Below are 15,681 nucleotides of genomic sequence, written 5' to 3' on the forward strand. Positions count from 1 at the left end.
AGTCCTCAGAAATCCAGCGCGAATTCGTACAGTTGACTGCTCATCCCTATTTCAATGCCCGCGTACACCCTGGTGCCCGTCTGGAACTGAATGTCGATGGAGGTTCTGCCATCCTCGCCCGTGATCGTCGACTCGAGTTGCGAGTTGTCCAGACGCCAGAACACTGTTTTGCGTGCCAATGGCACTTGGCGTCCATCGGTAATGAGCACCTGGAAAACGCCCGCGCTTAATTTTTTCATGTCGCTGATGCGCGCCGAATCCGGCCCGACCACCTCGATATCGATTGATCTCGAGTAGGGGTAATCGACAACGGAACTTGTCAGCGGGAAGACGCCTGGCTCATTCGCCAGGAAGTTACTGGCGGTGGATCCGCCATCAGGCCCTGTGACGGAAGACTTCCGGCCACCGGCAAAATCCCAAACGACGCCGAGCCCGCCCCAACCGCGCCCATCGTCAGATCTGACCACCGTGACCTGCGCTGAAAACTGTTGCCGGGGATAGACCACTGTGCGATCAGCCGAAAACCTTTGGATGATCGGGCCGTTTTCAACAGCCAGCGCCAGCAGCGCGTAGTCCCACCCGCCCTCGCCGCCCCGCACTGTCGCGGCCAAGGCCCGGATGCCGGAGGTATCAAGATTGAACCGTACGATCGCCCGGCCTGCGGCATCGGTGACTGTCGAAGGAAGGGCAACCTCCGCAAACGTCCACATGACCTCAACGCCGCTGAGCGGCTGCCCTCCAATCGCCGAGACAATCGTCGCTTGGGCGAGCACTTGCGCACCGGGATAAACCGCAGATTCCAGCATGATGAGCTCACTGATTTTCCGCGGTTCCTCGAGCGTATACGCCAAGGCAATCGACTCTGAATGCAACGCATCCCCCACCGTTGCCGTCAGCATGGAGGCACCTGGAATCTGCGGTTTGAACTGCACCCTCGCCATGCCGTAAAAGTCAGTCAGACTGGTCAACGTTCCCAGCTCTGTATTGCGCCACGTCACCACGACGCCGGCGATGCCTTGACCGGTGATGGATGAGACGACCCGGACCTCTTCGACGAGTGTCTGCCCCCACTCCAGCACTTGCTGAACGGTGCTGCCGGCGAGCAGTTTGAGCACTTGCTCGCCGGTGCCCAGCGACATCGCATTGGCCGGTGACAGGCTGGCCAGACGCGCGGCGCTCAGGCGCAGGGCGAACCCTCCATCCATGAGGTCGGCGCATCGCAGCGTGTAGCGAAAACCAAGTGCCGATGGCTGACGGGGGACACCCAGTGCGGGCTCGAATGTCAGCCCCAGTTGCGCAGGCCCGGTGCCGGTCAGCCCCAGCGTCAGCTCCTGCTGCAACAGCGGACTGTCCTCCTTGATCAACAACTCGAGCACGTGATTGCCCGAACGCCGCGGGAAGTAGGTGCGCGCGCCCCAGGTCTGCTCGAGATGGCCATCGAAGCGCACGCTGACACCTTGCCAGGGATCACTTGCCAGCGCCGTGACCCTGAGTTCGCGCTGCTCCTGGTAATTATCGAAACGGCTGAGCAGCTGTGCCACGACCTGGTGCTGACCTGCGGAGGTGGGTGCCAGGGCAAAACCCGACCAGCCGAACGCATCGGTATCGACGACCTGATCTGCATTGGCGGCGTGCCAGCGCACCGCGACGCCTGTCACTGGCTCGCCGGTAAACGCTGACACCACTTGCACCCATTGCCAGGCGGCATCCTGATTGATCACCGGATCGACCGGGGTTTCGCGCCAGCCTTCAATCCTCACTTTATTGTGATCCAGCTGCATTGCATTCACTGGCGTTGCCCGGGCCAATCCAGGCAGGCGCAGCAGCAGTGAAAATTGCCCCGCAGCGGCACTGGCGGCGAAATCCAGCGTCCACCCGGTGCCGCCATCGGCGAGGGTCTGCGCCAGCTCAAGCGCCGGCTCGACAACGGCGTTCAGGTCTGCGGGTGGCGTGCCCTGCCACTCCAGAAAGGCCTCAAGTCCCACCAACGGACTCAACGGATTGGGCAGGAACCTGAGAGTGTGCCGCGCGCCAAGACACGGATAGAACATCGACTCGCCCGGCGTGCCGGGTACCTGATCGAGCATCACCGACAGTTCTTGTGCCAGATCAGTGGCAATCAGGCGTCCGAACAATTCCCGTGGTACCGAAATGTAATTCACCGACAACTGCAACGCGAACAGGCTGCTGAGACTGCTGCCCTGCTGTGAACTGAACGTCCACTCAAGGCCTTCGCCAAGTATTCTGGGAACGCCGAGGTCGCTGACCGACAGCCCGATGTGCGGATCCTCGCCCCGCCAGTCCAGGGTGATGGAATAATTGATGAGCGGACTGCCGGGGTTCGGCACAAGTTTCAAGGTATGCGCTGTGCCCTTCCAGCACAGCAGCCCCAACTCGACCAGATCCACCTCGACGTCGTCGAACAGAATCCGCACCTCGCGCTTCCACGGATTGCTCGCCAGTGCCCTCACTGCGAACGCTCGCTGCGTCACGACAGCCTCGGCATGCGCACGCACACGGGCGGTCACCACGTGCTCACCGGCACGGCTCGGCTGATAGAGCACGCTGGCCCAGCCGCCACTGCCACTCACCGTCGAGATCGTGCCCTCGGGCGTGTCCCAGTCCACCAGCGCATGGTTGACCGGATCACCATCGCCGCTGGTGAGCACATGCACCACCTGCACCCGCAGCAGGACGCTTTCGTCCTCATCCACCACCGGAAATTTATTCGCCTCCTGCACGGCGCCGATGCGCACCACATTGCGCGCCAGCGACATCGGCTTCCAGTCCGAGGGCAACAGCAGTTTCGAACAGCGCAGTTGCAACTCGAAGCGACCATCGAGCTGATCGTCGCAGGTCAGGACCCAGTTCAAGTCCGTTGCGCCGACCGCCACCGGTTGCTCCAGCTGCGGCTGCACCTGCACGCCCAACTGTCCGGCAGAAGTGCCTTGCCAATGCAGCGCCAGCGTCGTCGCGCGCAAAACCGGCGGCACCCGCACCCTCAATGGATACGTCGAACCCCGGTTGGGATAACCGGTCTTCTGCGCCCAGGGCAAGGCATTGTCCTCGACCACTGCCAGCAGGTCTGCCCATGGATCGGTCGCCAGGACCTGGACCTCCAGGTTCGTGGTTTCAACCCCGGCGGCATAGTAGGGACTGGCCACCGACGCCTCGATGGCGAACGTGCCTGCGGCTTTGGGCCGATAATCGAGGTACGCCCAGCCCTCGGCATCGGTGGATGCCGTCCCGACAATCCCCTGCCCTTCGCTCGTCCAGGTCACGGTGCGCCCGGCCAGATACTGGCCGGTGTAAAACGAGGCCACCCGAACCCCGAGGCGCACCGATTGCGCGAGTTCCAGCACCGGGTAATACGCGGCCTCCAGCACATCGCTGAACACCAGGCGGTGATGCCCCAGCGAAACCTCGATCGGGTACGGTTCGGCGCTGTACTGGTTGACCAGACTGGCCGTGAACACAAAGGGCTCCTGACCTTCGAGCAGCGGGCAATACAGCGTCCAAAACGATTCGAGTGGCTGCGCGACGCCCCAGTCCGGTGTTGCGCGCACGGCGCCTTGCGGATTGTCGTCGCTGGTCAGGGCGACCGGGGTGTACTGCCACGGGCTGTCGGGCGCGGTCACGCATTCGAGCTGATGCTGGAAGCTGCCGTCGGCGCCCAGACACAGATACAGCGGCGCGTTCGCTGACAGGTGCTCACGATCCAGCACAAATCTGTGCGGCACCAACGGTGCCAGGTGTATCCCCAGATGAATGCGGGTGATGCAGACCTTGCGGTAATACTCCTCAGGGTTTTCGTTCACCGGCGAGATCACGGTGACGCGAATCTTCTGCTGGCGCGGCAGCGGCAGATCGAGCGGAATGTTGTAACTGACTGGCACGAAGTCCAGAGGCTGTCCGCTGTCGATACGAGCCAGTCGCTCCGGGTTGCCCGGCGGCAGGGGAATTTCAGCCAGTGGCGTGCCCTCCAGCGTAGTGATGCTCAGCGTGCCCGGATTGGCGTGGCGCGTTTCACACAGGAAACTCAACACATAACGGGCGCCGGAGCCTTGCTCGACAGGCAAGGTGACCTCCTGCGCAGCCGTGCCCCGATTGGCGGCGGCAAGGAACTTGATCATCGTGCCGTCGTAAAGCTCCCCCGCGATCACCACCTCCGCCGTGTTGCCGCCCTTTGTCCAGCTACTGAAACCTTCGTTGAAGTCACCGTTGAGTATCAGGCTTTGATTGGCCTCGATGTCCCGATCAACCATGATTGCCTGCTCCTTTGCCGTTACGTGGCTGACGCGAAGCCATGGTCCGGGTGACCAGATCCTTGACCGCCAGGGTGAAAGTCGGCTCGCCGGCTTTCGCCGTATAACGCACGCGCACGATGATGTCAGTGACCGAGTTGAGCATCGACGCCTGCGGCTGGTTTTTCGGCCACGGAAAGTTCAACTGCCAGCGCGACACCGCTCCGGTGTTCTCGAAGGGGTTGAGCAGACCTTCGTCCGGTCTGATCGCTGTCATGCCGTTGTCGGCCAGGCCCACCGACAGGCCGATCTGCTGGCCGCTGCGCAGATTGAACTGCACATCGGCCGGAGCGACCTTGCCCGTGGGCTGATGCAGATACGCCACCGACGCTGCCGAAGCCTTGGTCGCGGTCATGCTGCCGATCTGCAACAAGGTGGCCTGGATATCCTCATACGGCCCGACCAGCACCGCCATATCGACTTCGAGCAGATTGAGCAGCCGGCAGTATTCCCCCGGATGGTCGCGGTCGAACAGCAACTGCGTCAGCTGGAACTCCAGCGTGCCCTTGTCGATCAAGTCGGCCAGCGCCTGAGCCCAGTCAGCAAACCCGGCCTGCGGATCGCTGGCATCATCGAACAGGCGACGCAGCGACACCGTCTTGACCCGTTCCAGACGCCGCTCATGGCTTTGCAGGTACTGGCGATCCATGCGCAACAGGTACTCGCGCAGATGCTCGCCGGCCGTCAGCCCATGGCGATTGTCCTGCCAGACCCGCGGCAACGGATCGCCGACCTCATATTCACCGGTTTCGGCGCTCAGCGCCGCGCGAGCACTCAGGCACAGGCTGACCACCGCATCGTAGGCCTGATAGTGCAACGCCTTGAGCTGGCCCAGCAGCCAGCCGAACAGCTCGGCGTTGCTGGCGCGTTTTTTCAGGAAGTTGTACAGAGACTGGGCTTGGCTGTTGCGGCGCAGGGTCTGTTCGAGACTGGCCCTGGCGGCGCCCAGCGCGAACGTCTGCGCGTTGAGCTGTTCATCGATGGCTCGCACTTCCGCTCGTGCCTGATCGCGCTGCAGTTCCCATTCCCGGCGTCGCAGGCGATAGCTCTCGATCAGTGCCTGTTTTTCGGCGTCTATCTGCATGGCCGTGGCGTTGATCTGCAGGCCGAAGACCAGCGCATTGGCGATCGCGTCGAAGCGCATGCCGCCGGAGGCGACGCCGAATATGCACGGCCCGACGGCCAGCGCCGCACCACCACTATTGATCGCCATCGTGCCGAAATTCAGCCATTTGGCCGATTGCAGTTTTTCCATGACCTCATATTCGGTGTCGGTAATGTGCTCATCGAACCAGGCCTGGAACCGGTCGGCGCGCTCCTGCGCCATGCTGCGACTCTGGCTCAGCGCCGTCACCTGGGCCTGCTGCTGCTCGAGCGACTGCTCCTGAACCGTGCGGGCGTACGCCTCCAGTTCGCCCAGATATTCCTGCTGAATCTCTTCCAGTTCGGCGCGGTCGCGTTGTTCGATCAGGCGCAAGACCTGATTGCCGTATTCCTGCAAGGTCTGCACCGCGCGCAACGCCGCTTCATAGGTGACGCGCCAGCGAAACGCGCCGACCACCAGACGGCCGCCCATCGGGCGTGGGGCACCGCCGCCGCTGGCCAGGTCACGGAGCAATTGATCGGGATCGGTCGGCGGACTGAACAGCGGCACATCCAGCGGTTTGCCGTCCAGGGTCAGGTTGTTACGCAAGTTGTTCAGGCGCTGGACTGGCAAGTCGAACAGCTCCAGCAACTGCTCGTTGATTGGACACTTGAACGGTTCGTTCGCCAGCAGCCCCATCAGCGGCGGGGCGTCGGCGGCCGGTGGCACATCGGCCAGAGAAAACACCAGCTCCTGCTCGAACTTTTCCAGTGCCGGACGCGTTGCGCTCTTTGCCAGCAACGCTTCCACGCTTTGCGTCTCCCAACGGGTGACGACCGTTGCAGACGGTGCCTTGCCCATGAGGAATTCGGCCTGCACGTAACACAGCTTGGCTGCCACCAGCGCATCACGGGTGAGTTGACGGTAATACCAGTCACCCCAGGCGACGAGGTTTTTCACGTACTCGCTGAACACCAGAATCTGATAGTGCCGCGGGCTGGCGTAGGCGATGGCATCCGGATCGGTCAACCTCACGGCCTCGCAGCCGGCATTCCCCGCCGCGACCAACGGGCGGCAGCGCCAGTAGTCGGGTCTCTGCGGCTCGCTCGTGTTGGCCCTTGCCTGGGGATCGAACAGGTGATGCAGCCAGTTCTGTGCTTCGAGAAAACGATCCTCGGCCCGCAAGCGCGTCGCCACCAGATGCGGCAGATGGAAGAACAGCTCCCAGAAGAACAGACCGTTGGCGCCGTCGAATGCCCCGTTGGGCTCGCTGATCGTACCGTCGGCCGGTGGCGGCTCCACGAGAAACTGGCTGTCCCACTCGAGCACGGCATCCACGGATATCTGGCTGCGCTCGACCAGTGCCGGGCCGAACAGCGAATTCAGACGCGCGAGTTGCAGCATGCCTTCTTGTCTGAAGGCGATGAACTGCGCCGCATCCAGCGAATTTTTTACCAGTGTCGGCGCGGTGAAACGGCGCAGGTTGGTGAAGTCCACGGTGAATTTCTTGGTGCCTTCGTCAGCGTTACTCAGGGTGAAAGCGAATGACGAGACAAAGCCTCCGGTCGAACGCTTTAGCGTCATCCAGTCAGTGGCCCAGCCGCCAGAGGTGGACTTTTTGACTGTAATCTCTTCGGGATCCCCACTCGCGCCATTGTGGAACGTCAGCTTGAACTCTACGTCGCTGCCAGCGGCTCGCGTCTTCTCTCGGCACAGGCCCCTGATCCACAGAAAATCCTGGTTTCCCACCTCGTTGAACACCACCTGCAAGGCGTAGTAAGCCGTCAGTGCTTTGTCGTCCTGACTCTGTACCGTCACCGTCGGCTGACTCTTCGAGGTCAGCGGATGCTGGACGATCAACTGATCGGTGAAACGGTGTTCCGCCAGGTGATCGAGCCAGCTGCCGTCGTCCTCGGGCAGCGGGCGAAACAGCACATCGCGTGTCGCATGGGCCTTGAGCACCCCGGTGCCGTTGATCAACAACACCCCCAGACGCCCCTTGGGGTGCTGCGCATCCGCCAGCGTGGTCGCAATCAGTCGTGTGTCCTCGCCGAGGTCATTGGCCTCAATGGTGCTTTTCAGACTCAGAGGCGCCGACCATTCGCCGCTCTGATTCATGAACGCCAGATTGATATCCAGCTTGTACGGCACGTCCTGCGCTTCTTCCCGCTCACGCCACTGCGCCCACACCACGCACAACCGCCCGCCCCAGAACACCGGCCGCAGATCCAGCACCTTGCCGGCCACCGGAATATCCACTGGTTGCCATTCACCCCAGGCGGCCGGATTGATCGCAGTGCCACTGGACGTCAGTTCGATGTCAGCCTTGCGCCAGAAATACTGGAACGGCTGCACCCGCTGACGGCCAATAAAATAGTAGGTCGCGCGCGTGGCCGAGTCGGTGTCCAGACACGCACTGATCACGTCGAGGTTGCAGGTTTGCTCGAACGTCTTGAGATAATTCTGCAGGGCACGTTGCACCGAGTCGCCGTTGAGGCGCGTCTGGTTCAGGTCATTCTCGAGGGTTTTGAACAGCCCGCTCTTGCGTTGCCGGACAAACGGATTGATGTAGTTTTCCGGGTACACCGCAATCATCGACAACGCCGCCCAGTCGGGGAAATTGCTGTACAGCTCCCAGAGTTTCAGATGCTCCTTTTCGAAGTCGACCTCGGCGTAGCCTGGCTCGAGCTTGCGGTAGGCGGCATGGATGAATTGCTGGGCGCAACTGGTCGCCTCGGCCACCCATGAGCTTTGCACCGGATAGTTGTCGAGTGGGTCCAGGCGCAACAACTCGAACAGGTCTTGCGGCGTTTTCACGAAGGCGTATTTGCTCTTGGCGACGTGACCGATGCAGTACTCCACCAACGCGGTACGACGTTTTTCCAGCAGTTCAGCCAGGTTGCGCTGAGTCATGGTCGGTTTCTCCTGAGGACGGGCATCCACGCGCCCTCAACGAACGGCTTCATCGGGTGGTTGGCGCGAGGAACGTGATGGCGTCGAACTCGACCATCCTGTTGCTGGCATCGCTCAGGGCTGTAATCGTGAATTTTCCGCCGGTCGGGCTGGAGACAAAGACCCGCGTAACGCCCTGCGCATCGGTCTGACTCTGCACTGGCCGGAACACCAGAACCGCTGAAGGATCCTGGCTCTCGCCGTTCCAGCGCACCGGGCGATGGCGGCCGGGGTTTTGGTAGTTGTCGCGCAGGCTCGCATACAGCTCGACCTCCAGCCCTGCCGGCACCGGGTCCACGGGCACCTGAGCCATCATCGAAGGCGGGAAATCCAGGGTCGCGCTATCGTCGAGAACCTGCAGCGGCGGCGCCTGTTGGGCGTCGATCAGATCCAGCCAGAACAACGGCACCTCTCGCCCCATGACCTTGCCCGGCACGTAATCGACCTTCAGCACGCCGTCGGCATCGGTAGCGGAAGTCGCAACCGTGCCCAAAGTGGTCTGCCAATACACGTAGACCCCTTTCAACGCCTCGTCGGCAGCGTCCTTGAGCGTCACGGTCAGGACGATTTTGTCTGCCGGCTTGTTGGCCACCACCTCGGTCTTGTCGACGGTGCAGGTCATGCTGACGAGGGGTTCAGGCACTTCGTCAGCGAAAGACACCAGCGGGGTGCGCGTCTCCGAAATGCTCAGCAAGGCGCGCTCGGCGGCAATTGCATAAGCACTCTTGTCGACCGTTTCCGGCAGGGTTCCCAGCAGGAAAATCGTCAGGGCGTCCATGCCGCTGTGTTCGGCCAGGACGCGAATACGCATCAGCAAGTCGAGTTGGCTGAGGTTCTTCAGGATCGCGTCGTCCGCCCCCACGCGGCTGACGCACTCACGCACTTCCTGCACGCTCCAGTCAAAGAACGCCGCGAGGCGCTGCACGGCCGCCTGCTGGGCCAGTCGCAGCGCATCTACGCTGATGGAGCCGGGCAAGGCATGAACCTGGCGCAGATAGTCGAGGAGTTTGTCCGCCGGCTGCTGGCTCAGCTCGAACGCCCGGGTCAGCACGCTCAGGTAATACAGAGTGCGCATCGACAGCAGGTGACGGTCGTCCTGATCGATCCAGGCCTTGTGCCCGTATTGCAGAAAGTCTTCGAGCAGGCGCGCGCTCAGGTCCAGCTTGCTCACCACCGCACTGCGCCGTCGCAGATCGGCCAACAGGCTCAGCAACGGATCCGGCTGCTCCGAGGCACGTGCCTCCAGTGCTTCGCGCTCGGCGCGTTCGAGCACCTGCGACAACAACTGATACACCGAGGACTGCGCCCAGCTCAGCACCCGCAGTGCCCGCTCGGCATCAAGTCCGGTGTACACCGTCAGGCATTCCCGGGCGACCGAGACTTGTGCTTCCCGCGCCTGCAACAACACGTTCAGCATGCGCTCGCCAATACTCGCAAGCGTGTCGGCGTCGACCTCACCGAGCCCGTCCTTGATGGCCTGATCGAGTTTTTCCCGGGCAAAATTCAGGTAGTCCGCTTCGGGCAACAACGAATTGACGATCAGTCCGGAAGCGTCGACCAGGTCACCGAGAAAATGCAGCCAGTCCAGGCCTGGCTGCAAGGGCACCCCCGCCGCCTGCAACCCGGCATTGCTGAACAGTGCCGAAGGCAGCAGATTGCGCAGCTGCTCGAACAGGCTCCGCTCCGCCTCGGAGGCAACCGCCAATGCCTGAAGCGGCGATACCTGTTGCAATACCCATTGCACCGGCAGGTCGCGCTCCCGGCACCAGGACACGCAAGAGTGCAACGCATAAATCAGGTTGAGCGCGTCCGGAACACTATCGTTGTCACTGCGCTCGATGATGCGCGGTTTGCCTGCCAGCCCATTGAGCCAGTTCTCACCGCCCAGCAGGGTCAGCATCAGCCCCCCTTCGACCGGCGTAATACCGAGCAGCCGTGGCAATTTCACCAGACGGTAGAAACTCGAAATCACCTCCGGGGTACGTGTGAGCTGGTCACCCAGCCCATGTGCCCGGGCAATGACCACCGCCAGATAAGCGTAGGTCTGCAGGTCGATGTTCAAGCCACTGCACAACTGGCTGACGGTCAGGTCGGTCACGCCTTGCCCCGGCAGCACGCTAAACAATCCCTTGTCCAGCAACAACGGCTGACGGTAGCTGCCCTGACTGTTGAAAGTACGGTCGAACAGCGAGAGCACCGGGCCACGGCCATAGAGCGACAGGTCATCGATAAACGCCGCAAAGTCCTCGGCCGGGCAGTCATAACGCTCGCGCAGTGACTGGAACAGGCCCACGGCATGCACCGTGTGGGTGGAAATCCACCAGGAGAATTGTGGCGGCTTACCGCGTTTTTCTGCGTTGATCGCCGCCACCAGCAGGGCATCGACCTGTTCGGGCGGCAAGCCCAGCCATTGATCCAGACGCAGTTTGCGGTTCATGCGTTCGTAGCGATTGATGCGGACCGGGTCCTCGGTCAGACGATGCGCAAACGTTGCGTCGTTGTAGTTGATGCTCAGCGCTGGAGATTCGGCAGCATTGAGATACACCGAACCGCTCAGCTGGCTCTCGTCACCCGCCAGTGGCGCGCTTGCGGCGTAGGTGACATGGGCCGAGCGTGTCGGGGCGAACTCGCGAATCGACAGCAAGGCCTCGAGCTCTTGCGCGTTCAGGCGGGTGCGTTCACCGAAAAACGGTACTTGATTGAGGTTCTGCCATTCCAAATCCCCCGCGCCAAAATTGTGCAGGTAATACGCCTCTCTATCCTTCTCCACGTTCTGGGTGGGGGCTTCCGTCAGTAACTCACGCTGGTACGGCCCCAGCCGCGAGGCATGGCTCAGGGCCCGTCCAGCATCGTTGTCCCAGGCCTCGGGCTGAAGAAAATACGGATAGGCCAGATCCACCATGTGCGCAAAGTTGCCCACCGACATCCCCTGCTGACGGGCGGCGAAATCCAGCGTGACCCAATGCTGGTAATAAGGCAGGCCGTTGGGGTAGCGGGCGGCGATCAGTGCGTCTTCGAGATCCGTGTCCTTGTCCTTGTTTGCCTCGATGAACGTTTCCAGCACCGGCACGATGATGTCCAGCGCCGAGATCGACTGATGCACCGCACTGAAGTCGACCTGCAGACGCTTCAGGTCCTGGCGACGATCATGCAAATCCAGCTTGCCCGCTTTACCCTCGGCAAAGATCCAGTCCCGGATCCAGCGCAGCAACTCGATCAGATAGGCCACCGGCGATGCGATCGATTCCAGTGCCTGCGGCGGGCACAAATCGCCGAATCCGGGGCTGAACAGTTGCTCGAAACTCGGCCCGTTCACCATCGACAACAGCCCGCTGTCAGGACGCGTGAGCTGGGTGGCCGAACCGCGCAACGTGTGTTCAATGAACTGGCGCCGCACGAACACCGCCAGGGCGTTGGCTCTGCGCAGAAACGCCTGGGCGTCCTCGGGCTGCAGCTGATAGTCCCGGACCAGCCCGCGCACGCCGCGCTCCACCAGCGGAAAAATCGAACCGCCGCTCTCAAGGTAAGTGGAAAGATCGGCGTAGGTCTTGCGTTGTTCGGCATCGAACACCTGCGACAGCAATTGTTCGACAGGGCGAATCACAGGCTCATTCATGGCCGGCTCCCGGTGGGGTTGCGATCTTGTCAAAACGTCCGCTCTCGACCCAGTCGGACAGGGTCGAGCCATCCGCGCCGTCGGTGACGGTCTGCTGGAAGCGGCACCAGTGGCCACCGGCGCGCAGGCCTTGTCCACCCTGGCTGCGCCAGCCTTGCGCGGTGACGGCGATGTTGGCGCTGAGAATCTGTTCGGGGTCGTACCAACTGACCACCTGCCCCACTCCCGCGCGGCCGGTGCCGGCCAATTCGAACTGTCCTGCAACCCAGGCGCCTGCCGCCGGCTCATCAATCCCGGGCAGATAAGTGCCAAGCAATACCGGGTGCGCAGCGGAAGCGTCCGACTCGTAGCCGTCGCGCGAAGAGACCGCTTGCAGGTTGTAGCGTCCAGCCGCCTGACTCAGCGCAAGCGTCAGCGTCCAGGTGCGATCCTCGAGCACCGGGGCGCTGCCCAGTACCGAGCCTTTGCTGTTCGTCAGCGACACCGTCACCGTGTCCTCCGGATCGCCGAACCCGGACACCACCACGCTGCGACCGACAGACGTGTCCCGACCCGGGCTTTCGATAAACGGTGCGGCCGGCACCACGCGGTAGGTGAGCGAAGGGCTGTCCTTCGACTCCCTGTTATCAAGGAATTGCCTGGCCTTGAGGGTGTAGGTGCCGACCGGCAGCACCACCTCGGCCTGCCATTGGCCCTCGGCACTGACCGGTATTTTATCGAGCAGCGGTTCCGGCACCCCTTCACGCCAGACCGACACCTGGCCATAGGGATCGCCGGTTCCCGAGAGCATGGCGGTGCGCGGCAGGGCCTGACCCGGTGCCGGCACCTCGATGACGGGCGGCAGCAGCACCACGTCGAAAGTGCGCACATCGCTGCGCGCTGAAGGCCGGTCGCCGATGGTTTGCGTGGCATCGATCTGATAGGTGCGAAATTCCAGCCCGCTCAGTTCAACGAACCATGCACCCTGACTGGTCAGTTGTTTCGGCGCGCCCAATGCCCAACCGAACTGGGCATCACGCAATTGCAAGGTGGCGCCATTGAACCCCTGTTCGCCACGCACGAGCAGGGTGCGACCGGCCTCGGTGTTTTCCGCAGGTTCGGTGATGAGCAGTTTTTCCGGACTGACCCGGAAGGTTTGCGAGGCCGCCGGCGAAGCATTGCCGGCGACGGTCTGGATCACCGTGACGGTATGCTCCTTGTCCGGCGCAAACCCGGCCGGGCGTTTGAAGGTCCAGTTGCCACTGGCGCCATCGGGGTCATGCACGGTGGTGTCATCGCTGTAGGTCAGCCTCAGTACTGCGCCGGGCCAGCATCTGCCGGAGATTTTCGGCGACAGCCCGTCGTCCTCGATGACGCTGATCTGCGGCGCCACTAACGGCACGCTGATGGTCATCTCCACCGGATCGGATTCCAGGCTGCCGTTCTTCTGAACCACGAGCACGACCTTGGTCGTGTTCGGCTCCCAGGGGCTTGCAGGCCGCGTCGTCCAGTTCTGCGATGTTACCGTTGCCGGCGGCGCCACTTGCGCACCGGTCACCTTGTCCGTCACCACCACCGTCGCCCCGTTGATGCCCTTGCCGGTGAGGATCGGGATGTAGTCGACAACGCTGAAGCCCAGGTCGAACGGTGCCGGGTAACGATCGATCTTGACCGTGTATTCCACTGGCTCCGACTCGGCGTTACCCAGTGTCTGCACAAACAGCACCGTGCGCGTCGAACCTGGTGTCCAGGGCGCATTGGCCGTGGTCGACCAGCCCTGAGCGGTGACCAACGCTGCCGGAGCCAGCGCCGTGCCGTCAGCTTTATCCTTCACCAGGACCGATGCCCCCGCTATGCCCTTTCCGTAGAAGGTCGGTCTGTATTCGTTCACGGTATGGGTAATGTCAGTGGGCGGCAGCAGCTTCGAGGAAGCGGTGAACCGATACGCCTGCGACAGGATATAGCCTCCAACGTTGTCCCAGACTTTTTGCACAGCCGTCAGCTCGTAGGTACCGATGGGCCAGTTCTGTGAAGTGGTTTTCCAGGTGCCTGCGCTCACGACCACGTCAGGTGGCGCTGTTGCACCTTGCGGGCCGCTCACGATCGTGATCTCGACCGTGGCGCCGGTGAAACCGGTACCTGAGAACTCGACGGTGGTGAGGGATGGGTAGGTGACGCTGACAGCCGTCAGTGCTGGAGGGCGGACTTTGAATGAATGGGGCAAACTGAACTCGGAGGCAACGCCGGACACCGTTTGCCGCGCGACAATGGTGAACGCTCCGGGCGGCATGTCCTGAATGAACGTTGTGACGTTCCAGACCCCATTGGCACCTGCCGTGCCCTGGCCAATCCTGAATGAATGCTCGGCATCCTTGACGACTTCGACCATCGCGCCTGAAACAGCCCTGCCCCCTGCTATCGGGCCTCTCGGATCGGTCACCGCACCTTCGGCCGGCGTCGTGATTGTCGGCCGCAGCAGCAACGTGAAGGATTGCACGGCGGTCCAGTCATTCATGTCACGGTGGCCAGCGGTCATTTCGACGCGTCCGCCGACAGGATAGTTGGCCTCGTTGAATCGGCCTTCCCATGAACCATCAGCTTGGACGACTGCCGTGGCGTGTAAAACGGCGCCCCCGGGTGTCATCACATCGATGACTTTGCCCCGAGTACCGCGCCCTTTGATCAGTAAGCCGTTGGCCAGGTTGAGCACTGCGCCGTTTGCCGGGGACTCGATGCGGGGAGCCACGTACGGTGGGGCCACCCGGATGGTGACGGCATTGGAGTTCCCCGAAGACTCTCCGCGAATGACCTGCTCGGCGTGGAAAGACAGGATATTGTCCGGCAGGCTGGTGGTGCCCCCCCAGGTTCCATCCTGCTCCACGTTCAGCTCGCGGAATATGGTTTCAGTATTGTCGTACAGGTACTTCAGACGAATTCTGCCGCCAAAGAAGCCGTTTTTTCCGGCCACAGAGAACGGCATCGTCACTTCTGCGTTATTGGCGGGTACCTCGATGATCGGTTTCTGCGCCGGGTAAATATCATGCCCCCAGCCTTCAGTCGGGCCTACGTCATTATTCTTCCCGTCATAGTTGACCCGGATTGCCAGCGTCACGCCAAAATCAGGAGGCCCGAGCGGGGAGTCGATATACACAACATAGTTATGCCATTTCTCGTCTTGAAGCATTTCGTCAGGGGAATTCAAGCGCACCCATGTGCCGGCCTGCAGGCCAAGATCTATGTTTGCCCTATCTGCGGGGCCATATCGCGTGGTCATCCTGTAACGCAAGGTCCTCACATAGATCCGGTTGTTCTCGAACTTGTACTGGCAAACCATCTGAGTTTGCAGTATCGGCACCCGCGGGTGGGTCTGGTAAAGCGTCGTTTCGACCGCTTGCGCCCAGAACACTTCGGAAAACTGCTCACCGTCGCCCTGCTCCCGGAGCGATCCGTCTTCCATTTTCGTGACCTGAGCAGCACTGATCTGAACTTTTTCGGCATCCAGCCAGGTACTGCCTTTTTCGTCGTCAAGCGTGTCGTTCATGTCAGCAGTGCTCCGGGCAATCAGTCGCTCACGTTGTGGGATCAACATACGTGCGCTGATTGCGCGTCACCACTGTCAGAACTGACAGTTGAAAAGATCAAATACGTCTAAAAAAACGTTGGTTGCTCACCAAAACAGCTAACGTTTGCCACGCCCTACTTCGACACGCGCAGCAAACTACAACGCCTTGCGCCTTTGCCTACAG

Annotated in this window: 4 protein-coding genes; all 4 read right to left on the reverse strand. The window is 61.8% G+C overall.

Annotated elements, in window-relative coordinates; genetic code table 11:
• Nucleotides 1-5: 5 nt before the first annotated feature.
• From ACVHNU_RS18630 to ACVHNU_RS18645, 4 genes are read right to left on the reverse strand one after another with little or no spacing between them, the layout of a single operon-like run.
• On the reverse strand, nucleotides 6-4,265 hold the full coding sequence (locus ACVHNU_RS18630; protein ID WP_473018034.1) for a carbohydrate binding domain-containing protein: 4,260 nt from the start codon (nucleotides 4,263-4,265) through the stop codon (nucleotides 6-8).
• A complete protein-coding gene (locus tag ACVHNU_RS18635) occupies nucleotides 4,258-8,301 on the reverse strand; it encodes a Tc toxin subunit A-related protein (protein ID WP_473018035.1) in 4,044 nt (1,347 codons plus the stop codon). The genes ACVHNU_RS18630 and ACVHNU_RS18635 overlap by 8 nt, the downstream gene beginning before the upstream one ends.
• A gap of 49 nt (nucleotides 8,302-8,350) precedes the next feature.
• Complete coding sequence (locus ACVHNU_RS18640; protein WP_473018036.1) at nucleotides 8,351-11,956, reverse strand: Tc toxin subunit A; 3,606 nt, start codon at nucleotides 11,954-11,956, stop codon at nucleotides 8,351-8,353.
• Complete coding sequence (locus ACVHNU_RS18645; RefSeq protein ID WP_473018037.1) at nucleotides 11,949-15,476, reverse strand: Ig-like domain-containing protein; 3,528 nt, start codon at nucleotides 15,474-15,476, stop codon at nucleotides 11,949-11,951. The genes ACVHNU_RS18640 and ACVHNU_RS18645 overlap by 8 nt, the downstream gene beginning before the upstream one ends.
• Nucleotides 15,477-15,681 lie beyond the last annotated feature (205 nt).

The sequence above is a fragment of the Pseudomonas sp. Ors-4-3C genome, from assembly GCF_055755035.1.